The sequence below is a fragment of the Methylobacterium ajmalii genome (assembly GCF_036448855.1).
In the GTDB taxonomy this organism is placed as follows: domain Bacteria; phylum Pseudomonadota; class Alphaproteobacteria; order Rhizobiales; family Beijerinckiaceae; genus Methylobacterium; species Methylobacterium ajmalii.
Genome location: NZ_JAZFXT010000044.1, coordinates 13,361 through 35,385, shown reverse-complemented (window position 1 = coordinate 35,385; position 22,025 = coordinate 13,361). Strand labels below are relative to the sequence as shown.

At 71.2% G+C, this 22,025-nt stretch carries 20 protein-coding genes; 16 read left to right on the top strand and 4 right to left on the bottom strand.

Annotated elements, in window-relative coordinates:
• Positions 1-80: 80 nt before the first annotated feature.
• From V3T34_RS18595 to V3T34_RS18580, 4 genes are all read left to right on the top strand, one after another.
• Positions 81-1,301 (top strand): LL-diaminopimelate aminotransferase, encoded by a 1,221-nt coding sequence (locus tag V3T34_RS18595; RefSeq protein WP_060846101.1) that lies wholly within the window; start codon positions 81-83, stop codon positions 1,299-1,301.
• 140 nt (positions 1,302-1,441) lie between these two features.
• The gene (locus V3T34_RS18590; RefSeq protein WP_048428817.1) at positions 1,442-1,657 is read left to right on the top strand and encodes a hypothetical protein; all 216 of its coding nucleotides are present in this window, start codon (positions 1,442-1,444) and stop codon (positions 1,655-1,657) included.
• 117 nt (positions 1,658-1,774) lie between these two features.
• Positions 1,775-2,131, top strand: a complete 357-nt coding sequence (locus V3T34_RS18585) for a hypothetical protein (RefSeq protein WP_305078474.1) — start codon at positions 1,775-1,777, stop codon at positions 2,129-2,131.
• 29 nt (positions 2,132-2,160) lie between these two features.
• Positions 2,161-2,607 (top strand): hypothetical protein, encoded by a 447-nt coding sequence (locus V3T34_RS18580; RefSeq protein WP_305078473.1) that lies wholly within the window; start codon positions 2,161-2,163, stop codon positions 2,605-2,607.
• A gap of 100 nt (positions 2,608-2,707) precedes the next feature.
• On the opposite strand, the gene V3T34_RS18575 is transcribed toward V3T34_RS18580, so the two are convergent.
• Positions 2,708-3,724, bottom strand: coding sequence for a zinc-binding alcohol dehydrogenase family protein (locus V3T34_RS18575; RefSeq protein WP_305078472.1), 1,017 nt, complete (start codon positions 3,722-3,724; stop codon positions 2,708-2,710).
• A gap of 98 nt (positions 3,725-3,822) precedes the next feature.
• Between V3T34_RS18575 and V3T34_RS18570 the strand changes: the two genes are divergently transcribed.
• Entirely contained in the window at positions 3,823-4,218 is a 396-nt protein-coding gene (locus V3T34_RS18570; protein ID WP_305078471.1) for a winged helix-turn-helix transcriptional regulator, read from the top strand.
• A gap of 4 nt (positions 4,219-4,222) precedes the next feature.
• On the opposite strand, the gene V3T34_RS18565 is transcribed toward V3T34_RS18570, so the two are convergent.
• Positions 4,223-4,429 (bottom strand): hypothetical protein, encoded by a 207-nt coding sequence (locus tag V3T34_RS18565; RefSeq protein WP_305078470.1) that lies wholly within the window; start codon positions 4,427-4,429, stop codon positions 4,223-4,225.
• Between the two features lie 236 nt (positions 4,430-4,665).
• On the opposite strand from V3T34_RS18565, the gene V3T34_RS18560 reads away from it, so the two are divergent.
• The 9 genes from V3T34_RS18560 to V3T34_RS18520 all read left to right on the top strand — a co-directional run bounded on the left by V3T34_RS18560 (position 4,666) and on the right by V3T34_RS18520 (position 15,287).
• Complete coding sequence (locus tag V3T34_RS18560; protein ID WP_060846095.1) at positions 4,666-5,814, top strand: sensor histidine kinase; 1,149 nt, start codon at positions 4,666-4,668, stop codon at positions 5,812-5,814.
• An 88-nt stretch (positions 5,815-5,902) separates the two neighbouring features.
• Complete coding sequence (locus V3T34_RS18555) at positions 5,903-6,217, top strand: hypothetical protein (protein WP_145984592.1); 315 nt, start codon at positions 5,903-5,905, stop codon at positions 6,215-6,217.
• Positions 6,218-6,551: 334 nt separating this feature from the next.
• The gene (locus tag V3T34_RS18550; RefSeq protein WP_305078492.1) at positions 6,552-7,895 is read left to right on the top strand and encodes an ABC transporter substrate-binding protein; all 1,344 of its coding nucleotides are present in this window, start codon (positions 6,552-6,554) and stop codon (positions 7,893-7,895) included.
• On the top strand, positions 7,895-8,833 hold the full coding sequence (locus tag V3T34_RS18545; protein ID WP_305078469.1) for a carbohydrate ABC transporter permease: 939 nt from the start codon (positions 7,895-7,897) through the stop codon (positions 8,831-8,833). Before V3T34_RS18550 ends, V3T34_RS18545 begins: the two co-directional genes overlap by 1 nt.
• Complete coding sequence (locus V3T34_RS18540; protein ID WP_060846093.1) at positions 8,830-9,654, top strand: carbohydrate ABC transporter permease; 825 nt, start codon at positions 8,830-8,832, stop codon at positions 9,652-9,654. The genes V3T34_RS18545 and V3T34_RS18540 overlap by 4 nt, the downstream gene beginning before the upstream one ends.
• Positions 9,655-9,979: 325 nt before the next feature.
• Positions 9,980-11,593 (top strand): acyl-CoA synthetase, encoded by a 1,614-nt coding sequence (locus V3T34_RS18535; RefSeq protein ID WP_305078468.1) that lies wholly within the window; start codon positions 9,980-9,982, stop codon positions 11,591-11,593.
• Between the two features lie 352 nt (positions 11,594-11,945).
• Positions 11,946-13,172 carry an ABC transporter substrate-binding protein gene (locus tag V3T34_RS18530; protein ID WP_305078467.1) on the top strand — a complete coding sequence of 409 codons (1,227 nt, stop codon included), beginning with the start codon at positions 11,946-11,948 and terminating at the stop codon, positions 13,170-13,172.
• A complete protein-coding gene (locus V3T34_RS18525; protein WP_305078466.1) occupies positions 13,169-13,831 on the top strand; it encodes a glutathione S-transferase family protein in 663 nt (220 codons plus the stop codon). The genes V3T34_RS18530 and V3T34_RS18525 overlap by 4 nt, the downstream gene beginning before the upstream one ends.
• A 97-nt stretch (positions 13,832-13,928) precedes the next feature.
• Complete coding sequence (locus V3T34_RS18520) at positions 13,929-15,287, top strand: DUF2254 family protein (protein ID WP_305078465.1); 1,359 nt, start codon at positions 13,929-13,931, stop codon at positions 15,285-15,287.
• Between the two features lie 6 nt (positions 15,288-15,293).
• Here V3T34_RS18520 and V3T34_RS18515 read toward each other — a convergent pair whose 3' ends face one another.
• On the bottom strand, positions 15,294-16,667 hold the full coding sequence (locus V3T34_RS18515) for a sensor histidine kinase (protein WP_305078464.1): 1,374 nt from the start codon (positions 16,665-16,667) through the stop codon (positions 15,294-15,296).
• Positions 16,660-17,337 (bottom strand): response regulator transcription factor, encoded by a 678-nt coding sequence (locus tag V3T34_RS18510; protein ID WP_305078463.1) that lies wholly within the window; start codon positions 17,335-17,337, stop codon positions 16,660-16,662. Before V3T34_RS18510 ends, V3T34_RS18515 begins: the two co-directional genes overlap by 8 nt.
• Before the next feature lie 166 nt (positions 17,338-17,503).
• Here V3T34_RS18510 and V3T34_RS18505 point away from each other — a divergent pair, with 166 nt between their 5' ends.
• Together V3T34_RS18505 and V3T34_RS18500 are read left to right on the top strand one after the other, a co-directional pair.
• Positions 17,504-18,886, top strand: coding sequence for an efflux RND transporter periplasmic adaptor subunit (locus V3T34_RS18505; protein ID WP_082742416.1), 1,383 nt, complete (start codon positions 17,504-17,506; stop codon positions 18,884-18,886).
• Between the two features lie 5 nt (positions 18,887-18,891).
• Positions 18,892-22,023: an efflux RND transporter permease subunit gene (locus V3T34_RS18500; protein WP_305078462.1), complete on the top strand. Its 3,132-nt coding sequence runs from the start codon at positions 18,892-18,894 to the stop codon at positions 22,021-22,023.
• The last annotated feature ends 2 nt before the right edge of the window (positions 22,024-22,025 follow it).

Here is a 22,025-nt window from a genome sequence, read left to right as displayed (position 1 = left end):
CTTCCTCTCGCCCCAAAACCCCTCTAGACAGCGTATGTGACACGCGCGTCGCAGCGGCGGCGCCGATCCAGGACCCGGCCATGACCGATTTTCACCGCATCAAGCGACTGCCCCCCTACGTCTTCGAGCAGGTCAACCGGATCAAGGCCGCCGCCCGCGCCAACGGCGCCGACATCATCGACCTCGGCATGGGCAACCCGGACCTCGACGCGCCCCGCCACGTGATCGAGAAGCTGGTCGAGACCGCCGGCAAGCCGCGCACCGACCGCTACTCGGCCTCGAAGGGCATCGCGGGCCTGCGCCGCGCCCAGGCGAACTACTATCAGCGCCGCTTCGGCGTCTCGCTCAATCCCGACACGCAGGTTGTGGCCACCCTCGGCTCCAAGGAAGGCTTCGCCAACATGGCGCAGGCCATCACGGCGCCGGGCGACGTGGTGCTGGTGCCCAACCCGAGCTACCCGATCCACGCCTTCGGCTTCCTGATGGCGGGCGGCGTGGTCCGCTCGGTCCCGGCCGAGCCGACCCCGGCCTTCTTCCCGGCGGCCGAGCGGGCGATGCAGCACTCGATCCCCAAGCCCGTGGCGATGGTGGTCTGCTATCCCTCGAACCCGACCGCCTACGTCGCCTCCCTCGACTTCTACCGCGACCTCGTCGCCTTCGCGAAGAAGCACGAGCTGATCCTGCTCTCCGACCTCGCCTATGCCGAGGTCTATTTCGACGATCACAACCCGCCGCCCTCCGTGCTGCAGGTGCCGGGCGCGATCGACGTGGCGGTGGAGTTCACCTCGCTGTCGAAGACCTTCTCGATGGCCGGCTGGCGGATGGGCTTCGCCGTCGGCAACGAGCGGCTGCTGGCGGCGCTGACGCGGGTGAAGTCCTACCTCGATTACGGCGCCTTCACGCCGATCCAGGTCGCCGCCACCGCGGCGCTGAACGGCCCGGAGGACTGCATCCACGAGATGCGCGCCACCTATCGCCGCCGCCGCGACGCGATGGTCGACGCCTTCCAGAAGACCGGCTGGGACATCCCGGTCCCGTCCGCGTCGATGTTCGCCTGGGTGCCGATCCCGGAGCGCTTCCGCAGCCTCGGCAGCCTGGAATTCTCGAAGCTTCTGGTCGAGAAGGCCGACGTGGCGGTGGCGCCGGGCATCGGCTTCGGCGAGCACGGCGACGAGTACGTCCGCATCGCGCTGGTCGAGAACGAGCAGCGCATCCGCCAGGCGGCCCGCAACATCCGCCGCTTCTTCGACAACGCCGACCGCACCCTGCACAACGTCGTGCCGATGCAGAAGGTCGGCTGATCCGGCGGCTTGTGGCCGGGGGGCGACAGGGGAGGCGCAATCGCATCCCCGTGTCGTCGCCTCGGCCGCGCCCTGGGTTGATCCGGGCGGGACGGGGCGTCAGGGTGCGGCCAAGGTTCTGCTCCACCCTAGGGTATCCGATGCGTCGCTCGCTGAAGCTCGTCGTTCTCGCCGCCGCGGCCGCCCTCCCGGCCGCCTGCGCGCCGAACCCGATCATCGCCCGCGACCCCGTCCCGGCCCCGAGCCCCGACATCGCCTATCGCTGCTCCTCGACCCCGGCGCTCCTCAACGGCTACTGGGCCGAATGCGAGCGGATCCGGCGCGAGCGCGAGGTCGTGGTCCGCACCAAGGGCTGATACGCGGGGCGTACGCCGCCCTCGCACGACTCGACCGACCCGGACAGCTCGCCGCGCCCCGGAACCGGGCGCGGCCTGCCGCGCGTTGACCGGCATCCATCAACGAGGATGCCCCGCGTGGTCCGTCGCTTCATCCTGCCGCTCGCCGCCCTGGCCTGCCTGTCGGGCCCCGCCTTCGCGCAAGCTCCGCTCGGGGTGCGGGTGCGCCCGCCCGTCGCCGAGCCCGACATCTACAACCGCGCCGCAGCGGCCGGCCCCGTCGTGCTGCAGATGTCTCCCGATGCCGTCATCGGGCCGCTGCCCGTGGGCGCGAGCGGGCTCGTGGCGATCCGCGCCGTGCCGGTCGCCGCCGTCACCAATGGCGGCGGCTTCGGGCCGACCGGATTCGGCTACTACGGCGACAGCGTGACCGAAGGCCCGCTGAACCGCCCGCACCGCCCGGCCGACTACGTCCTCGGCAATCGCCCGTACTGATCCCGACCCCTGACAGGAAGGACACGTCCATGCGTGCACGCATCCTCGCGGCGGGCCTGCTCGCCGGCCTCGCCACCCTGGCGACCGCCCTGCCGGCGGCGGCCCAGAGCGTCGGCTACGCCACCGGCCTTCCCGGCCGGGACCCCGCGGGCGACGACGAGATCGGCTGGGGCCCGGCCTACCGGCCCGAGACCAGCTTCTCGCAGCCGGGCACGCCGCCGACCCCCGGCGACTTCGCCGGCGCCGCCTACCGGGCCCGGACCGGGCACGGTCCCTATGACGGGATCCAGGCGCCGATGCGGCCGGTGCGCGCCTACCAGTACCAGACGCCGGGCTACGGCTACGGCCCGGCGGGCTATGACGACGAGCCGGCTTACGCGCCGCGGATGCGGACGCACCGGGTCCGGCACGGCGTCGCCCCTCGGCATCACGCCAAGGCGAAGACGCATCGGGCGCAGCGGCAGGTGATGCGCTGAGGCACGGGGCCCGCCGTCCCGCCCCACAGGGTCGTCCCGGGGTCCGCTCTCGCGGCCCCGGGGTGACCGCGGGGGGAACGACGGGCGATAGAAGCGCCCCTCAGGCGAACCCTTCCAGAACGATCTTCCCCTTCGCACGCCCGCTCTCCAGGAGCGCGTGCGCCCGGCGCAGGTTCGCCGCGGTGATCGGCCCGAAATGCTCGGCAAGCGTGGTGCGCAGGGCGCCCCGATCGACGAGCCGGGCGACCTCGTCGAGCAACGCTCCTTGCGCCGCGATGTCGACGGTGCCGAACATCGGCCGGGTGAACATGAACTCCCAGTGCAGCGACAGGCTCTTGCGCTTGAGGAGCGACACGTCGAGCGTCGCCGGGTCGTCGATCAGCGCGAGGCGACCCTGCGGCGCCATCAGCTCGGCGATGGCCGGAAGATGCGTGTCGGTGTGGGTGGTCGAGAAGACCAGCCCCGGGGCGCCGAGCCCGAGGTCGGCGACCTGTTGCGCCAGCGCGGCGCCGTGATCGACGATGTGGTGGGCGCCGAGCGCCCGGCACCAGTCCTTCGTCTCCGGCCGCGACGCGGTGGCGATCACCGTGAGGTCGGTGAGCCGGCGCGCCAGTTGCGTCGCGATCGAGCCGACGCCGCCGGCCCCGCCGACGATCAGGATCGCGTTCGCGGCGCCCGGCACGGGCTTTCGCACGTCGAGCCGGTCGAACAGCGTCTCCCAGGCGGTGATCGCGGTGAGCGGCAGGGCGGCGGCCTCGGCGAAGGAGAGCGAGGCGGGCTTCCCGCCGACGATGCGCTCGTCGACGAGGTGGAACTCGGCGTTGGTGCCGGGGCGCTCCAGGGCCCCGGCATAGAACACCGCATCGCCCGGGCGGAACCGCGTCGCCTCGGGGCCGGCCGCCACGACGACGCCGGCGGCGTCCCAGCCCAGGACCTTCCAGGCACCCGCCTCCGGGGCGGCGCGGCGGCGCACCTTGGTGTCGACGGGGTTCACCGACACCGCCCGGACCTCGACCAGGAGGTCGCGGCCGGTCGGCTCGGGGCGGGGCAGGGTGATGTCCTGGAGGGCGGCCTCGTCCTCGATCGGCAGGGACGTCTGGTAACCGACGGCGCGCATCAGCGGGCTCCTTGGATGACTGGAGCGGAGATGACCGCTACCCTCCGGGCGCGCAAGAACGCACATGCAGCGCCCATAGTGTCGAAAAGGATACCGTCATGGCCCGCACCCGGCACCGCAGCCTGGATTGCAGCCCGGGCTGCGCCGTGGAAGCGACGCTGCAGCTGATCGACGGCAAGTGGAAGGGGGTGATCCTCTACCACCTGCTGGCGGAGGCGCCGGACGACGGGTCCCTGCGCTTCAACGGCCTGCGCCGCCGGATGCCGAACGTGACCCAGCGCATGCTGACGAACCAGCTCAGGGAGCTGGAGGCGGACGGGTTCGTCCACCGCACGGTCTACGCCGAGGTGCCGCCCCGGGTGGAGTACCGCCTGACCGAGCGCGGCCGCAGCCTCGAACCGGTGATCCGGGCGCTGAAGGCCTGGGGCGACGCCCATGCCGCGCCGCCCGCCGCGACCGGGCACGAAATCGGCGCCGAGACCGAGGCCGCCTGAGGCGTCAGCGCGACAGGCTGCGGAAGACGCAGATCCGACCGCGATCCTCGTAGCCCGCCGGGCACTGGGCGACGCAGGCGCCGGCGGCGGATTTGAGGGGAGGGCGGCACCCGGTCTCCTGCTGTGCCAGGAGCGCCGAGGGATTCCAGGCGGCGACCAGGATCGTCGCGGCGGCGGCGACGATGACACCGAGGGCGACGAGGCGCAGCACCGGATTCGCGCTCCTGCTGTGGGCGACCCCCTGCGATATGGGGTCGCTCGACCGCCCCGGAAGGTCCCGCTCGTGAGTTCCTGCCCTCTGCGCCGTCCCCGCTCCGCTGCGATCGGCGCGCTTGACCCGTCCGCGCAGACATGAACCCTCTGGCCTGATCGGGTCCGGCTACGCTACGGCGACCGGACGGAACCATCTCCCGCCTCTGTCGCTGGGAAAGGGCAGGATCTCGCACGATGGCGGAACTCAGCCGTTCGGACCTCGACTACCGCCTGAAGCAGCAGAAGATCCTGTCGGAATTCGGCGTCGAGGCGCTGCGCGCCGACGATCTCGGGCAGCTGCTGCAACGCGCGACGGAACTGTGCGCGGAGGGCATGTCGGCGCAGTTCTGCAAGGCGCTCGAGTACAAACCCGGCGAGGACACGCTGCTCGTCATCGCGGGCGTCGGCTGGGGGCCGAACGTCGTCGGCCACGCCCATGTCGGCGCCGACCTCGCCTCGCCGGCGGGCTACGCCCTCAAGACCGGGCAGCCGGTGATCTCCAACCACCTCGAGAACGAGCGCCGCTTCCGCACCCCGCAGTTGATGGCGGATCACGGCGTGCGCCGGGCGCTGAACGTGCTGATCCGCAACCGCCAGGGCGATTTTGGCGTGCTGGAGGTCGACGACACCCGCGAGGGCCAGTTCGACGAGGCCGACATCGCCTTCATGCAGGGCTTCGCCAACCTGCTCGGCGGCGCGATCGAGCGCCAGCGCTCGGAGGCCCGGCTCCAGGCCGCCCTCGACCGGCAGGAGCTGCTGACCCGCGAGATGAGCCACCGGGTCAAGAACAGCCTCGCCACCGTGGCGGGGCTTCTCTCGCTCCAGGCCCGCACCACCGAGAACCAGCAGGCGCGCGACGCCCTCGCCGATGCCCGCTCGCGGGTCGAGGCGGTGGCCCAGGTCCACGACCAGCTCTGGCGCCAGCCCGACCTCGCGGCGGTGGAGCTTTCGGGCTTCCTCGAGAGCCTGTGCGAGAAGCTGCGCGAGAGCGCGCCCGGCCACGCCATCACCTGCCGGGCCCCCGCCATGCCGATCCCGGCCGACCTCGCGATCCCGCTCGGGCTGTTCGTCAACGAGCTCGTCACCAATGCGATCAAGTACGCCTACCCGGACGGCCACGGCCCGGTGCGGGTCGAGGCGGAGGCGCGGGACGAGGACCGGGTGCGCCTGAGCGTGTCGGACGACGGCGTCGGCCTGCCGGAGGGCTTCGACGCGGGCGCCGCCCGCCGCAGCCTCGGCATGCGGGTGATCCACGGCCTGTCGCGCCAGCTCGGCGGCGAGCTCACCGTCACGGGCACGGACGGGGCGTGCTTCGCCCTGACGCTGGATCTCGGCAAGGCGTAGGGTGAGGCCCCGATCGGCCGTTCCTCTTTCGCTGTTGTCGACGAAATGCCGGACGGACTGCGATCCTGCACGCGGAGGCTCGGATAGAATGAGCGTCGATCGATTGCGCATCGCGCTCAAGACAATCGAATTGCTGGCAGCGCTCGCCGTAGGCATGTTGATAGGCCGCAATTTTCTTGCGCCGTCTCATCAAGTTCGCCACTTACCTGAAATAAACGCGATCGCAAAAAGCGATAGTGATTGTTATAAGAAATTCATCGAAGGGCTTGCAAAAGAGAGCCAGTGGGGCGAAGGGCGGGATTCGGTTTCGATCGAGGTTACAAAGATCGAGCGCCGAGTCGAGAAAATCGATGAAGCGCTTCAACGAGCTGGTGTATCGCGTTCAGGCTTGCCCGGGTGCTGAAAAATATTATAATAGCATCGCAATAAAAAACATTTTAATGTTTGTTTTTGCAAAATTTTCGATAGCGCACTCGCATCCATTTTGCCGGCAGGCGCTCTGACGTCATTTTGACTGGCTTTCGGCACGGCGCTCGCTCACGGATTTTTCCCACGTTCCCCGCAGCGAACCGCTTCCCACCAGCGCGGCTCTTGCACTACGTTCGGTCGGCAGCGCTGCCGCTCCGCGACGCCAATTCACGCGGCGCAGCGCCTCGGGGACCGGAAGACCGGCCCCGCCCCGAACCAGCCCGGCGCCAGATCCGGGCGGAATCGCAAGGGTGGAAACGATGAGCGAGATGTCTCGCGGCGGCCCGAGCCGTCGCAGCCTCCTGGCGTCCGGCGCCGCCGCGGTCGGTCTCGGCGTGATGGGCGGGGGATCCCTGGGCATCCGGCCGGCCTTCGCGGCGGTGGACTGGAAGCGCCACGCCGGCACCTCCCTCGAGGTCAACCTGATCAAGGGGCCGCGCGGCGACCTGCTCCACCGCAGCGCCGCCGAGTTCACGGCGCTCACCGGGATCAAGGTCTCCTCCGAGGTGATCCCCGAGCAGCAGCAACGCCAGAAGATCGTCATCGAGCTGACCTCGGGCCGGCCGAGCTTCGACGTGGTGCATCTGAGCTACCACGTCCAGAAGCGCCAGTTCGACAAGGCCGGCTGGCTCGCCGACCTCACCGGGTTCATGAAAGACCCGGCCCTGACCGACCCCTCCCTGAAGGAGGCCGATTTCAGCTCGGCCGGCCTTCTCTACGCCAAGACCCCGAACGGCGAGATGCGTTCGCTGCCGCTCTCGGTCGACTACTTCATCCTGTACTGGAACAAGGAACTCTTCCAGAAGAAGAACGTCGCGTTCCCGACGACCTTCGACGAGATGATGCGGGCGGCCGAGACGCTGACCGACCCGAAGGCCGGCACCTACGGCTTCGTCGGCCGGGGCCTGCGCAACGCCAACATGGCGTTGTGGGGGGCGTTCTTCCTCGCCTATGGCGGCCGCTTCCTCGACGACAAGGGCAACCTGCTGATCGACGGCCCGGAGGCGGTCGAGGCGACCAGGCTCTACCAGCGGCTCCTCACCAAGACCGCGCCGCCCGGCGTCGTCGGCTTCAACTGGATGGAGTCGATGGCGGCCTTCACGCAGGGCCGCGCCGCGATGTGGCTCGACGGCGTCGGCTGGGCCCCGCCGCTGGAGGACCCCAACGCCTCTCGCGTCGTCGGCAAGGTCGGCTACGCGGTGGTGCCGAAGGGGCCGGCGGACCACGCGGCGGCCACCTACGGCGACGGCATCGGGGTGGCGGCGGCCAGCACCAAGAAGGAGGCGGGCTACCTCTACTGCCAGTGGGCGGTCTCGAAGCTGATGGGGGCGCGCCTGCTGCAGGCCGGCGGCGGCGTGCCGTTCCGCGACTCTATCCTCGGAGACGCCGAGGTCCAGCAGGGCGTGAAGATGCCGCGCGAGTGGCTCGATTCGGCGATCGGCTCGGCCAAGATCAGCAAGCTCGGCCTGCCGGTCGTGGTGCCGGTGGCGGAGTTCCGCGACATCGTCGGCTCCGCCGTCACCGCCACCCTGTCGGGGGCCGACCCGGCGGCCGAGCTGAAGAAGGCGGCCGAGCAGTACCGCCCGATCCTCGAGCGCAGCGAGAAGGCCTGATGGCCCGGGCCGGCCTCGCGCCACCGGTCGCCCCGACCGAGGAACTAGCGCCCGCCGAGGTGCCGGCCGCCCGCTGGCAGCCGCCGGGCTACTGGCCCTTCGTGGTGCCGGCCCTCGTCGTCGTCGTCGGGGTGATCGTGTTTCCCTGGGCCTTCACCCTGTGGATGAGCCTGCACGAATGGAAGGTCGGTGCGGCGCCGGCCTTCGTCGGCCTGTCGAACTACGCGCGGCTGCCCGCCGATCCGCGCTTCCTCGACGCGGTGTGGCAGACGCTGGTCTACACCGCGCTCTCGGTGGTGCTGCCGCTGATCCTCGGCACGCTGGCAGCCTGCGTGTTCCACGCCCGCTTCCCCCTGCGCGGCTTCCTGCGCGGGGTGTTCATCCTGCCGATGATGGCGACGCCGGTGGCCATCGCGCTCGTCTGGACCATGATGTTCCACCCCCAGCTCGGGGTGCTGAACTACCTGCTCTCGCTGGTCGGCATCCCGCCACAGCTCTGGGTCTTTCACCCGGCGACCGTGATCCCGTCGCTGGTGCTGGTCGAGACCTGGCAATGGACGCCCCTCGTGATGCTGATCGTGCTCGGCGGCCTCGCGGCGCTTCCCACCGAGCCCTACGAGAGCGCGCAGATCGACGGCGCCTCGCTCTGGCAGGTATTTCGCCACATCACCCTGCCGCTGGTCGCACCCTTCCTGTTCGTCGCCGCGATGATCCGGATGATCGACGCCGTGAAGAGCTTCGACATCATCTTCGCGATCACTCAAGGGGGACCCGGCACCGCGTCCGAGACGATCAACATCTACCTCTACAGCGTCGCCTTCGCCTACTACGACGTGGGCTACGGGTCGGCGATCGCCGTGGTGTTCTTCCTGCTCATCATCGCGCTCGCCGCCGCCCTGCTGGTGGTCCGCAAGCGCACGCAGGGAGCGGTGGCATGACTGTCCGCTGGCTCCTCCGGCAGGCCGCCCTGCTCTTCGCCGTCCTGGTCATCGTCTCGCCGGTGATCCTGTTCTTCGTCTGGATGCTGTCGCTCTCGGTCAAGTACGAGATCGACAACGCAGCCTATCCGCCGGTGCTGATTCCCGAGCGCTTCGCCTGGAAGAACTACATCGACGTCCTCGAATCGAACCGGTTCTCGACCTACTTCCTCAACAGCCTGCTGGTGACGGGCACGGCGACGGGGCTCGCGCTCCTCGTCGGGGTGCCGGCCGGCTACGGCATCGCCCGGATGAAGGCGGCGAAGGCCGCGGTGGTGATCCTGGTCGCCCGCATCACCCCGGGCCTGTCGTACCTCATCCCGCTCTTCCTGCTGTTCCAGTGGCTCGGGCTGCTCGGGACGCTGTGGCCGCAGATCATCATCCACCTCGTCGTCACGGTGCCGATCGTGATCTGGATCATGATCGGCTACTTCGAGACCACGCCGATGGAGCTGGAGGAGGCGGCCGTCATCGACGGTGCCAGCCGCTGGCAGGTGTTTCGCTACGTGGCGCTGCCGATCGCCAGGCCCGGCATCGCCGTCGCGATGATCCTGGCGGTGATCTTCTCCTGGAACAACTTCGTCTTCGGCATCGTGCTCGCCGGACGCGAGACCCGGACCCTGCCGGTGGCGGTCTACAACATGATCTCGTTCGACCAGCTGAGCTGGGGCCCGCTCGCAGCCGCCGCCCTCATCGTCACCCTGCCGGTGCTGGTGCTGACGGTGTTCGCCCAGCGCCAGATCGTCGCCGGGCTGACGGCGGGGGCGGTGAAGGGGGGGTGAGGCGACATCGTCGATGTCCCATTCCCCCCACTCGCGACCTCATCCTGAGGCGTCAGTCCATCGAGATGGACTGACCTCGAAGGAGGCCTCCAGAAAACTGTGCGATCCCTGGAACCCTCCTTCGAGGTCAGCCGATCGAAGATCGGCTAACACCTCAGGATGAGGTCGTGGGTGGGACGCAGTGACGGTCGTCATGGCGCGCCTTGGTCCACCCATACCCGCCGCCGATCCAGCCCCCATGTTGACACTCAAAAACGAATGAACGATCGTTTCAATCCAAGGATCGCCGAACGGTCCGCGTAAGAATTACGGGTGGAATACGCCGATGCTGCAGCGCGCGGACACCTACGCCGGCCTCCTCGACAACTTCCGCTGGCGAATTCCAGCCCGCTACAACATCGGCACCGACGTCTGCGACCGGCACGCCCCCAGCAATCCGCTGGCGCTGATCCATCTCGACCAAGACGGCGCCGTGCGGCGCTACGGCTTCGACGACCTGCGGCGCTGGTCGAACCGCTTCGCCAACGTGCTGGCGGCGCACGGGCTCGCCCGCGGCGACCGGATCGGCGTGCTGCTGCCGCAGGCGCCCGAGACGGCGGTCGCCCACATCACGGGTTTCCGGGCCGGGCTCATCACCATCCCGCTCTTCGTGCTGTTCGGGCCGGATGCGCTCGCCTACCGCCTCGGCAACAGCGGCGCCAAGGCGGTCGTGACCGACCGGGCCGGCGCCGTGCTGCTGGCGGGCATCCGCGCCGCGCTCCCCGGCCTGGAGCGGGTCTACTGCATCGACGGCGCGGGCGAGGGCGCGGAGGATTTCCATGCCCTGTGCGGGCGCGCCTCCGATGCCTTCACCCCGGTCGACACCGCGGCCGACGACCCGGCGGTGATCATCTACACCTCCGGCACCACCGGCGATCCGAAGGGAGCGCTCCATGCCCACCGGGTGCTGCTCGGCCACCTGCCGGGGGTCGAGATGCCCCAGCGCTTCCTGCCGCAGCCCGGCGACCGCTACTGGACTCCCGCCGACTGGGCATGGATCGGCGGCCTCCTCGACGTGCTGCTGCCGGCGCTGCATCACGGCGTGCCGGTCGTCTCGCACCGCGCCAAGAAATTCGATCCGGAAGGAGCGTTCCGGCTGATGGCCGAGCAGGGGGTGAGGAACGTCTTCCTGCCGCCCACCGCCATGAAGCTGATGCGCCAGACCCGCACGACGCCCTATCCGGGCCTGAACCTGCGCTCCGTCGGCAGCGGCGGCGAGAGCCTGGGCGCCGAGATGCTGGCCTGGGGCGAGGCGGTGCTCGGCGTGCCGGTCAACGAGTTCTACGGCCAGACCGAGTGCAACCTCGTCGTCTCCTCCTGCTCCGACCTGTTCCCGGCCCGGCCCGGCGCCATGGGCAAGCCGGTGCCGGGCCACGACGTCCGCATCGTCGACGGGGAGGGCCACGAGGTGCCGGACGGCACCACCGGCCACATCGCGGTGCGCCGGCCCGACCCTGTGATGTTCCTCGGCTACTGGCGCAACCCCGAGGCGACCGAGAGAAAATTCATCGGCGAATGGCTGATCACCGGCGATCTCGGCCGGCGCGACCCGGATGGCTTCCTGTGGTTCGTCGGCCGCGACGACGACGTCATCACCTCGTCGGGCTACCGGATCGGCCCCGGCGAGATCGAGGATTGCCTGCTGCGCCACCCCGCCGTCGCGCTCTGCGGGGTCGTCGGCGTGCCGGACCCGGTGCGGACCGAGGCGGTGAAGGCCTTCATCGTGCTCAAGGAGGGCGTCGCGGGCACGCCGGAACTGGCCCGCGCGATCCAGGACTTCGTCCGCACCCGGCTCGCCGCCCACGAATACCCGCGCCACGTCGCCTTCGTGGAGGAACTGCCGATGACCGCGACCGGCAAGATCATCCGGCGGGCGTTGCGGGAGCGGGGAGGGGTGTGACGATCGTCCCGGCCTCATGATCGCTCCATATCAGAAGCTAACATGAGAATTCTGCCTCCCATCCGCGACCTCATCCTGAGGCGTTAGCCGATTGAAAATCGGCTGACCTCGAAGGAGGGCTCCAGGAAGCGCTGAGACCCCTGGAGCCCTCCTTCGAGGTCAGTCCATCTGCGATGGAATGACACCTCAGGATGAGGTCGCGGGTGGGATTGATGGCCTGAATCGAGCAATCAGGCTCTCAGACACACGCCGCCATCCTGGATTTCGCTGCGCGGCCCCAGGATGACGATGGAGATCCAAAGGAATATCCGGCGACCAACGACCGGATGCCACTACACACCGGGAGGACACCATGCCGACATCCAAGCTCCGCCGCTCGTCACGATGGCTGACGCTCGCCGCCGCCTCGCTCCTCTGCCTCGCCGAGGCCCATGCCGCCGGCCCCACCCGCGTCACCCTCGGCGTGCTCAACGACCGCGCCGGGCCCTATTCCGACCTCGCCGGCGAAGGCTCGGTGGCGGCGGCCGAGATGGCGGCGGCCGACTTCAAGGCGCAGAACACGGACTTCGACATCCGGGTCCTGTCCGCCGACCACCAGAACAAGCCGGATGTCGGCGCCGGCATCGTGCGCCAGTGGATCGACCGCGACGACCTCGACGTGGTGCTGGACGTGCCGTTCTCCTCGGTGGCGCTCGCCGTGCACCAGATCGTGCGCGAGAAGAACCGGCTGATGATCAATTCGGGGGCGGGCGCCTCGGAGATCACCGGGGCGCTCTGCTCGCCCAACACCATCCACTGGACCTACGACACCTGGGCGCTCGCCAACGGCACCGGCGGGGCGATGGTGCGGAGCGGCGGCGACACCTGGTTCTTCGTCACCGCCGACTACGCCTTCGGCAAGGCGCTGGAGCGCGACGTATCGGAGGTGGTCGAGCGCAACGGCGGCACGGTGCTGGGCTCGGTCCGCCATCCTGTGGCGGCCAACGACTTCTCGTCGTTCCTGATCCAGGCACAGGGCTCGAAGGCCAAGGTCGTCGGGCTGGCGAACGCCGGGAGCGATACCATCAACACCATCAAACAAGGGGCCGAGTTCGGCGTCGCGGAGGGCGGGCAGCGCCTCGCCGGCCTCCTGGTCTTCCTGAGCGACGTGCATTCGCTGGGCCTCAAGGTGGCGCAGGGGCTGGTACTGACGGAAGCCTTCTACTGGGACCTCAACGACGGCACCCGCGCCTGGTCGCGGCGCTTCGCCGAGCGCCACAAGGGCCGGATGCCGACCATGGTCCAGGCCGGCGTCTATTCCGGCATGATGCACTACCTCAAGGCCGTGAAGGCGACCGGCAGCAAGGACCCCGCCACGGTGACCGCCGAGATGCGCCGGGTACCAGCGGAGGACCCGCTCTTCGGCCGCTCCGAGGTGCGGGCCGACGGACGGGTCACCCACCCGATGTACCTGTTCGAGGTGAAGAAGCCGTCCGAGTCGAAGGGCCCGTGGGACTATTACCGCCTCGTCTCGACGATTCCCGCCGACCAGGCCTTTCGTCCGCTGAAGGCCGGCAACTGCCCCCTGGTGACGAAATGAAGCTGCATCACTGCGTCGGCGCCCGCTCGTTCCGGCCGCTCTGGGCCCTGGAGGCGCTGGGCCTGTCCTACGAACTGGCGATGCTGCCGTTCCCGCCGCGGGTCCACGCCAAGGAGTATTTTGCCCTCAACCCCCTCGGCACGATCCCGCTCCTCGAGGACGGCGAGGTGCGGATGACCGAATCGGCGGCGATCTGCGAGTACCTGGCGGCGCGCCACGGCGCCGGCGGGCTCGGGGTGCGGCCCGACGAGGCGGATTACGGCCGCTACCTCAACGCGCTGCATTTCGGCGAGGCGACGCTCACCTTCCCGCAGACCCTGGTGCTGCGCTACGGCCGGTTCGAGCCGCCGGAGCGGCGCAATCCCGGTCTCGTCGAGGATTATTCGCGATGGTTCCTGTCGCGGCTGAAGGGCTTCGGCGCCGTGCTGGGTGAGCGCCGCTTCATCGCCGCCGGTCGCTTCACCGCCGCTGACATCTCGGTCGGCTACGCCCTGATGCTGGCCGAGTTCGCGGGCCTCGGCGAGCAGCTGCCGGACTTCGCCAAGACGTACTGGGCCGGATTGCAGGCCGAGCCGTCCTACGCCCGGGCGCTCGCGGCCGAGCGGCGGGCGGCCGGGGAGCAGGGGGTGTCGCCGGTGCCCTCGCCCCTCGGCGGGTGATCGCGGATTGATGCCGTAGGGAAACGCCCCAGATCCCCGCCGAGCACGGCGGGGAGATTCTCATGACGGGACGATGCACGGGCGGAGGAGCGCCCGCATGACCGCGCGCCTCGCGACGCCGCGCGTCCTGTCCGGCCTCAGGCGCTCGTTCTCGGAATTCCTCGGCCTGCCGGTCGTGATCGTGCTGGGCTTCGTGGTGCTCGCCCACACGATCGACCGGATCGACAACACCGCCGGGCCGCGGGAGGGGTGGGGGCCGTTGCGCACCTTCCTCAGCCAGTATGTCGGCGACACCCAGTCGGCGATCAGCATGCTGTCGACCATCGCCGGCAGCCTGATCAGCGTCACCTCGATCACCTTCTCGATCCTGCTGCTGGCGGTGCAGCAGGGCGCCGCCACCCTCAACTCGCAGATCGTCGACCATTACCTGCGCCGGCGCGCCAACAGCGCCTGGTTCGGCTTCTTCGTCGGCGTGTCGCTGTTCGTCCTCATCACCCTGGTCCAGACCACCCACACCACGGCGCCGGTACTGGGGGTGATGATCTCGACGCTGCTCGGCGCGGTCTCCCTCGTCGCCCTGGTGGTGCTGATCTACACCACCATCGACCAGACCCGGCCGGTCACCGCCATCGCGACGATCCACGAGGCCGCGGTCGCGGCGCGGGCGCGCCAGCGGCCGCTGCTCGCCGCGACTGCCGAGCCCTCCGGCCCGCCCGGCGACGGCGTCCCGGTCCCCGCCACGACCGGAGGCTACCTGACGCGGATCGACGTCGACGGGCTCGCCCGGGCGCTGGAGGCGCATCCGGGACGGCACCTCGTCCTGACGCTCCCCGTCGGCGGCTTCGTGCCGCCGGGCGGGGCGGTCGCGGTCGTCGTCGGCGGCCCCGCCGATGCGGCCCTGGTCGAGGCGGTGGGCGCCGCCCTCGCCATCGAGGACCAGCGCGACGTCGCCCACGACCCGGCCTTCAGCCTCGACCATATCGGCACGATCGGCTGGACCGCGATCTCGACCGCCCGCTCGGATCCCGCCGTCGGGGCCATCGCGGTCCACGCCCTCCAGCGCCTGCTGCACGACTGGGCGGCGCCGGTGCCGCGCGCGCCCGCGTCCCGGATCGCCTATCGCGACCGGCTGCCGGACCAGGTCCTCGACGCGATCGAGAGCCTGGTCGTCGCCGCGGCCGAATCGCGCCAGCACCAGAGCCTCGCCCTGATCCTGCGGGCGCTCGCGCGCAGCCTGCCGGTCCTGCCGGCGGCCCAGCAGCACGGCGTCGCCCGCCTCGTCGCCACCGTGGCGCCCTCGCTGGCGAGCCACCTGCCGACCCGGATGCTGCGCGAGGACGCCGCCGGCCTGATCGCCACCTTCCGGCGGATCGGCCGCCCCGACGCGGCGGTGCGCCTGTCGGAGATCCTGGCCCACGTCGTCGAGGAGAGTCGGGAGACGGCCGGGCGCGGGTGAAGGCGTTCACGTCCTGCGCGACGGGCCGGCCGGGCAGAGCAGGGTGAAGCGCGCGCCCCCGCCGGGCGCCGCATCGGCCGCGACCGAGAAGCCGTGCATCCGGGCGATCGCCGCGACGAGGCCGAGACCGAGGCCGTGGCCCGGGGTGTGGCGGGCGGGCTCGGCCCGGTAGAAGCGGCGAAACACTTGGGCCCGCTCGGCCTCCGGGATGCCCGGTCCGGTATCCGAGACCACGACCGCGCGGCCGGCCTCGCTCGCGGCGAACTCCACCCGCACCGTGCCGCCGGCCGGGGTGAACTTCACCGCGTTGTCGATCAGGTTCGAGACCGCCTCGAACAGGAGGTCGCGGTCGCCCTCGACCGGGGGCAGCCCGGAATCCACCGCGAGCGCGAGCGCGACGGCCTTGTCCTCGGCCACCGGCTCGAAGAACTCGGCGGCCTCGCGCACCACCTCGCCGAGATCGACCGGGGCGAAGCCGGCGCGGCGGCGCCCGTGCTCGATCTCGCCGATGCGCAGGACGGCGGTGACCATGGCGAGCGTCTGGTCGATCCAGGCGAGGCCCTGGTCGATGGCCGCGTGCAGCTCGGCGACGCTCGTCGCCCGCTCGCGGCTGCGCTCCAGCCGGGCCCGCAGGCGGGTGAGCGGCGTGCGCAGGTCGTGCGCCACCGCGTCGCCGACGCTCTGGACCTCGTGGACGAGGTGCTCGATCTCGTCGAGCATCCGGTTCACCGTACCGGCGAGGCGGTCGAACTCGTCGTTGGCCCGGCCGACCGGCAGGCGCCGGCCGAGATCGCCGCGCATCACCTCCGCCACCGCGACCTCGGTGGTGGCGAGCCGCCGTCGCGCCCGTCCGGCGAGCACCAGGCCGCCGAGCCCCGACAGGACCAGGGTCGGCACGAGCCCGAGGCCGAGGGCGCGCAGGGTCGTGGTGCGCACCCGGTCGATCTCGTCGGTGTCGTGGGCGATCACCACCGTGCCGCCGTCGGGCAGGGCCAGGGCGGCGGCCCAGATCGCGTCGTCCACCCGACCCTGGCTCAGATCGAGCACGGCATCGACCCGGGTGGCATCGCCGTCGCGCGGCAGGCCGGCCGGCAGGGCGACGAGGTTGCCGGCGCGCCGCGTCCCGTCCGGCCCGAACAGCCCGGCATAGTGGGTGGCGTGCCGGTCCATGGCGATCCAGGTCTCGACCCGCTCGGTCGCCGCCGCCGGCTGGGCGGCCGCGGCGCGCACCTCGAGCCGCAGGGTCTCGGCCAGTTCCTCGCGCATGAAGTCCGCCGTCTGCCAGTAGACGAAGGCGAACATCATCAGCGCCATCACGGTGGTCCAGGCGGCGATGCCGAGCGCCCAGCGGAAGCCGGTGGAGCGAAAGAGGTCAGGCATCGGGCATCAGGGCAAAGCCGATGCCGCGCACGTTGTGGATCAGCGGCGCCTCGCCCTCCGCCTCGAGCTTGCGGCGCAGGCGGCCGAGATGGACGTCGATCAGGTTGGATTTCGGGGTGAAGCGGTAGTTCCACACCTCCTCGAACAGCAGCGCCCGGGTGATGACCTGGCCGGGCCGGCGCATCAGGTATTCGAGGAGCTTCAGTTCCCGCGGCAGCAGGTCGAGGTCGCGGGCGCCGCGCCGGCCGGTGCCGGCGATGAGGTCGATCTCGAGGTCGCCGACCCGCAGCAGCGTCTCGCGGGTGTCGGCCGGGCGGCGCAGCAGCGCCTCGATCCGGGCGGCGAGCTCGGCGAGGACGAAGGGCTTGGCCAGGTAGTCGTCGCCCCCCGCCCGCAGGCCGCGGATGCGCTCGTCGACGTCGCCGAGCGCGCTCAGCACCAGGGCGGGGGTGCGGTCGCCCGCCCCGCGCAGGTCGCGCAGCAGGCTCAGCCCGTCGAGGCCCGGCAGCATCCGGTCGAGGATGATCGCGTCCCAGGGCTCCGCCCGGGCGCGCACCGCGCCCTCCGGCCCGGTCGCGACCCAGTCGACGGCGTAGCCGCGCCCGCGCAGGTCGCCGAGCAGCTCGGTCGCCGTCTCGGCATCGTCCTCGATCAGCAGAAGCTTCGCCACCGTCCTTCGCCGCGCTGCGTGAACCCGACGCCTTGTCTCACGAACCGCGCCGCGATCCTCGGCGGAATCGCACGATGAACGCGAATTTAATGGCGGCCCGGACCGCCCTCGCTAGGTGCTGGAACGGTTCCAATCTGGAGAGGCGAGGGCGGTCGTGGGCGTGACGATGGAGAGGGCGGTGCACCTCGCCCGCGACGAGGACCAGGCTCCGCGCGGGCGGATCGCTGCACCCGTTCAGCCGGCGCGGCAGCGCCCGTCGGGGCGGGGGCCGGGCGGCGGACCGTCGCGATGGGCGATCGTCCTCCTCGCCGTCGCTTGCGTGCTCGGCCTCGGCTGGTGGCAGCGCGATGCGGCGCGCGACCTCCTCGCACCTCTCGTGCCGGCGCGCCTCGCCCCGCTGCTCGCGCCGCTCCTCGACACGCCGGCCGCCGAGCAGGATGCGGCGAAGGATACCCAGAAGGACGCGCCCACGGATCCCAACCTCGTCACCCTCGACGCCGCCGGGCAGAAGCGTCTCGGTCTCGCCTTCGGGCCGGTCGAGACGCGGCGCATCGTCCTGCCGGTCCGCACCCCCGGCACCGTCGCCTTCGACGAGCGCCGCGTCACCCACCTGAAGCCGCGGGCGGCGGGCCGCGTGCTGTCGCTCGCGGTGCAGCCGGGCGACGCGGTGCGGGCGGGCCAGACCCTCGCCACCCTCGACGCCGCCGGCCTGCTGGAGGCCCGCAACGGGCTGGCCGAGGCGCAGGCGAGCCTCGCCGAGGCGCAGGCCACCGAGGCGGTCGCCGCCCTCAACCTCACCCGCGGCCAGGACCTGATGAAGGTGAGCGGCGTCGCCCAGGCCGAGGTCGACCGGCGCCGGGTCGATCTCGCCAAGGCGCAGGCCGCCACCGCGTCGGCCCGGGCCCGGGTCGGGCTCTACACCGCGCAGGTCGCCCGCCTGGCGCCGGAGCCCGGCGCGAGCCCGGAGACCAGCGCCATCGTCTCGCCGATCGACGGGGTCGTCACCAGCGCCGCGCTCAGCCTCGGCCAGGTGGTGGATACCGGCAGCGACGCCTTCACGGTGGCCGATCCGCGCCGGATCCTGGTGCTTGCCAACCTCTACGGGCGCGACATCGACGCCGTGAAGGCGGGCGACACCGCCACCGTGACGGCCCCGGTGCCCGAGCGCCCGGTCTTCGAGGGGCGGGTGCGATCGGTCAACGCCGCGATCGACCCGGCGAGCAGCACCGCACCGGCCCGGATCGAGATCGCCAACCCGGACGGGCGGCTGCGGGCCAACATGTTCGTCTCGGTCGAGATCGCGGCCGATCTCGGCCGCAGCGGCACGACCATGCCGGCCGCCGCCCTGCAGCTGACCGAGGACGGCCCGGTCGCCTTCGTGCGCACCGGCGAGGACCGGTTCGAGAAGCGCGCGCTCACCCTGGGCGTGCAGCGGGCCGACTGGGTCGAGGTCACGGCGGGGCTCTCGCCCGGCGAGACCGTGGCGACGACCGGCAGCTTCGGCCTCAAGGCGATCCTGCTGCGCGCCCTCCTCGGTTCCACGGACTGAATCCGATGAAGACCTGGTTCGCCCTCCTCGTGCGCCGCCGCTGGCTGGTGCTGATGATCGCGCTCGCCGGCGCCGCCGGCGGCCTCGCCAACCTGCGCGGGCTGTCGATCGACGCGGTGCCCGACATCTCGCCCAAGCAGGTGATGGTGCTCACCCTCTCGCCGGGCCTCGGGCCGCTCGAGGTCGAGCGGCTGGTGAGCTTTCCGGTCGAGAGCGCGATGGCGGGCGCGCCCGGCCTCACTGGCCTGCGCTCGACCTCGCGCTACGGCGTCTCGGCGGTCTACGTCACCTTCGAGGACGGAGTGCCGCTCGCGGAGGCCCGCGCCCAGGTCTTCCAGCGCCTGCCCCAGGCGAAGGCGATGATGCCGGCGGGCGTCGGCGACCCGCAGATGGGCCCGATGGCGACCGGCCTCGGCGAAATCTACCAGTTCGAGCTGCGCGGGCCGGCCTACTCGCCGATGGAGCTCAAGCGCCTGCTGCAATGGACGATCGCGCCGCGCCTGAAGCTGACCCCCGGCATCGCCGACGTGAACATCTACGGCGGCCAGCTGCCGACCTACGAGGTCCGGGTCTCGGCCGAGAACCTGCGCCGCTACGGGGTCACCCTGTCCCAGGTCTACGCCGCGCTCGCCGAGAACAACATGGCGCGCGGTGGCGCCTACCTGGAGCACAACGACCAGCAGGAGGTGATCCGGGGCCTCGGCCTCGCCAAGGGGCCGGAGGACATCGCCGGCATCGTGGTGGCGACGCGGCCCGGCGGCGTGCCGGTCACGGTGGCGACCCTGGGCCAGGTGGTGGAGGCGCCCAAGGTCCGCCTCGGCGCGGTGAGCCACGACGCCGCCGGCGAGACGGTGGTCGGCATCGCGATGATGCAGCAGGGCGAGAATGCCAGCGCCGTGGTGGCGCGGGTGAAGGCGACGATCGAGGAGCTGCGCGGGCAATTGCCGCCCGGCGTCGCCATCGTGCCCTATTACGACCGCTCGACGCTGGTCGAGCGCACGATCCACACCGTGGCGCACAACCTCGTCGAGGGCGCGGTGCTGGTCGTCGTCGTGCTGCTCCTGCTGCTCGGCAACCTGCGGGCCGGCCTGGTCGTCGCCGCCGCGATCCCGCTCTCGATGCTGATGGCCTTCGCGGGCATGCGGGTGCTCGGCCTGTCGGGCAACCTGATGAGCCTCGGCGCGATCGATTTCGGCCTCATCGTCGACGGCGCCGTGGTGATGGTCGAGAACGTGCTGCGTGCCCGCGGCGAGCATCCCGACCGCCCGGCCTTCGCGGTGATCCGCGACGCCGCCGCGGAGGTGGCCAAGCCCATCCTGTTCGCGGTGGCGATCATCATCCTGGTCTACCTGCCGGTGCTCGCCCTCGAAGGGGTGGCGGGCAAGATGTTCCGGCCGATGGCGCTGACGGTGATCCTGGCGCTCGCCGGCTCGCTCGTCCTCACCCTGACGCTGATGCCGGCGCTCGCCGCGCTGATGCTGGCCGGCCCCGGCATCGGCGAGCGCGAGACCCGCCTCGTCCACGGCATGCGGGCGCTCTACACGCCGGTGCTGCGGCTCGCCGAGCGCCGGGCCGGGGCCACCGTGCTCCTCACCCTGGCGGTGTTCGGCGGCAGCTGCTGGCTGGCGACGCGGCTCGGCGGCGAGTTCCTGCCCAAGCTCTCGGAGGGCTCGATCGTGCTCACCTCCGAGAAGCTGCCGGGCATCAACCTCGACGCCTCGCTGAAGGCGGTGCGGCGGATCGAGACGGTGCTGAAGTCCTTCCCGGAGGTGAAGCGGGTGGTCTCGCTCACCGGGAGCGCCGAGATCCCGACCGACCCGATGGGCGTCGAATCGACCGACAGCTTCGTCACGCTCGCCGACCCCGCGACCTGGACCACCGCGACGACCCAGGACGGCCTCGTCGCCGCCTTCGACAAGCGCCTGCGCGAGGAGGTGCCGGGCGTGGCCTACGCCTTCTCGCAGCCGATCCAGATGCGGATGGACGACCTGATCGAGGGCGTGCGCGGCGACGTCGCGATCAGCCTCTACGGCGACGACCTCGCGGTCCTGAAGGACAAGGCCGACGCGATCGTGCGCGCGGTCGGAGCGGTGCCGGGGGCGGCCGACGTCAAGGCCGAGGCCCAGGCCGGGATGCCGGCACTGTCGATCCAGGTCGACCGGGCGGCGGCCGCCCGCTACGGGGTCGCGGTGAGCGACGTGCTCGACGTCGTCGAGGCGATCGGCGGGCGCATGGCGGGAAGCGTCTACCGGGACGACAACGCCATCACCGACATCGTGGTGCGCCTCAGCCCCGACGACCGGGCCGACCTCGAGCGCATCCGTGCCCTGCCGGTGGGGCGCGACGGCCGCGCCCAGGTGCCGCTCTCCCTCGTGGCCTCGGTGAGCGTGAAGACCGGCCCGGCCCAGATCAGCCGCGAGCGGCTGCAGCGGCGCATCTCGGTCCAGGCCAACGTCCGCGGGCGCGACGTCCAGAGCTTCGTCGCGGAGGCGCAGGCGGCGGTCGCCGCCCAGGTGCCGCTGCCGCCGCGCTACGCCCTGCAATGGAGCGGCCAGTACCAGAACCTGCAGGAGACGACCGCGCGGCTCGTCGTGGTGGTGCCGGCCGCGATGGCGGCGATCCTGGTACTGCTGGTGGTGATGTTCGGCGACATCCGCCTCGCCGGTCTGATCTTCCTCAACGTGCCGGTGGCGGCGACCGGAGGGATCCTGGCGCTCTCTCTGCGCGGGCTGCCGTTCTCGGTCTCGGCGGCGATCGGCTTCATCGCCACCTTCGGCATCGCGGTGCTGAACGGCGTCGTGCTGACGAGCTACATCCGCGACCTCGAGCGCAGCGGCCTCGACCCGGAGGAGGCCGCGACCCGGGCCGCCGAGATGCGCCTGCGCCCGGTGATGACCACCGCCCTGGTGGCGGCCCTCGGCTTCCTGCCGATGGCGCTCTCGACGAGCGCCGGCGCCGAGGTGCAGCGCCCGCTCGCCACGGTGGTGATCGGCGGGCTCGTCACCGCGACGCTGCTCACCCTGGTGGTGCTGCCGACGATCTATCCCCGCATCGCCCGGCTGCGCCTGCCCTTCGGCACGCCGCCGGCCGGGACGGGCAGGTCGGGGGCGCGGGAACGGGCGGCCGAGGAGGCGTGAGC

Coding starts and splice junctions, on each gene's coding strand:
- V3T34_RS18575 (WP_305078472.1), bottom strand. CDS start 3,724: ATGCGCGCCGTCGGTTACCAGACGTCCCTGCCGATCGAGGACGAGGCC.
- V3T34_RS18560 (WP_060846095.1), top strand. CDS start 4,666: ATGGCGGAACTCAGCCGTTCGGACCTCGACTACCGCCTGAAGCAGCAG.
- V3T34_RS18545 (WP_305078469.1), top strand. CDS start 7,895: ATGGCCCGGGCCGGCCTCGCGCCACCGGTCGCCCCGACCGAGGAACTA.
- V3T34_RS18550 (WP_305078492.1), top strand. CDS start 6,552: ATGTCTCGCGGCGGCCCGAGCCGTCGCAGCCTCCTGGCGTCCGGCGCC.
- V3T34_RS18525 (WP_305078466.1), top strand. CDS start 13,169: ATGAAGCTGCATCACTGCGTCGGCGCCCGCTCGTTCCGGCCGCTCTGG.
- V3T34_RS18580 (WP_305078473.1), top strand. CDS start 2,161: ATGCGTGCACGCATCCTCGCGGCGGGCCTGCTCGCCGGCCTCGCCACC.
- V3T34_RS18500 (WP_305078462.1), top strand. CDS start 18,892: ATGAAGACCTGGTTCGCCCTCCTCGTGCGCCGCCGCTGGCTGGTGCTG.
- V3T34_RS18520 (WP_305078465.1), top strand. CDS start 13,929: ATGACCGCGCGCCTCGCGACGCCGCGCGTCCTGTCCGGCCTCAGGCGC.
- V3T34_RS18595 (WP_060846101.1), top strand. CDS start 81: ATGACCGATTTTCACCGCATCAAGCGACTGCCCCCCTACGTCTTCGAG.
- V3T34_RS18540 (WP_060846093.1), top strand. CDS start 8,830: ATGACTGTCCGCTGGCTCCTCCGGCAGGCCGCCCTGCTCTTCGCCGTC.
- V3T34_RS18535 (WP_305078468.1), top strand. CDS start 9,980: ATGCTGCAGCGCGCGGACACCTACGCCGGCCTCCTCGACAACTTCCGC.
- V3T34_RS18515 (WP_305078464.1), bottom strand. CDS start 16,667: ATGCCTGACCTCTTTCGCTCCACCGGCTTCCGCTGGGCGCTCGGCATC.
- V3T34_RS18570 (WP_305078471.1), top strand. CDS start 3,823: ATGGCCCGCACCCGGCACCGCAGCCTGGATTGCAGCCCGGGCTGCGCC.
- V3T34_RS18530 (WP_305078467.1), top strand. CDS start 11,946: ATGCCGACATCCAAGCTCCGCCGCTCGTCACGATGGCTGACGCTCGCC.
- V3T34_RS18590 (WP_048428817.1), top strand. CDS start 1,442: ATGCGTCGCTCGCTGAAGCTCGTCGTTCTCGCCGCCGCGGCCGCCCTC.
- V3T34_RS18555 (WP_145984592.1), top strand. CDS start 5,903: ATGAGCGTCGATCGATTGCGCATCGCGCTCAAGACAATCGAATTGCTG.
- V3T34_RS18505 (WP_082742416.1), top strand. CDS start 17,504: ATGGAGAGGGCGGTGCACCTCGCCCGCGACGAGGACCAGGCTCCGCGC.